Origin of the sequence: Pseudomonas sp. HY13-MNA-CIBAN-0226 (assembly GCF_040310305.1) — a bacterium.
In the GTDB taxonomy this organism is placed as follows: Bacteria; Pseudomonadota; Gammaproteobacteria; order Pseudomonadales; family Pseudomonadaceae; genus Aquipseudomonas; species Aquipseudomonas gregormendelii.
Window position 1 is genome coordinate 1 of sequence record NZ_JBEOPS010000700.1, and the last position, 230, is coordinate 230.

Below are 230 nucleotides of genomic sequence, written 5' to 3' on the forward strand. Positions count from 1 at the left end.
GGCCTGGTGAGCGACGCCGCGATGGTTTGCATCCGTGACGTCGTGGCGAAATTCGCCAAGGGCTTCGTGCCGACACCGCTCGATTACACCCAACCCAGTGTCATCGGGCGCTTGCAGCCGAACATGACCCAGGCTGACCGCACCTTCAGTTGGTTCGATTGCGCAGCCTTTATCAAGCGCAGCATCGACGCTGCCGATGGCCAGCCCGGCGTGTTGGCGAGCCTGTTGGG

At 63.0% G+C, this 230-nt stretch carries 1 pseudogene; it reads left to right on the plus strand.

The window, feature by feature from the left end:
• Positions 1-230 (plus strand): annotated as a pseudogene (locus tag AAEZ05_RS30510) (formyl transferase); the annotation flags it as partial.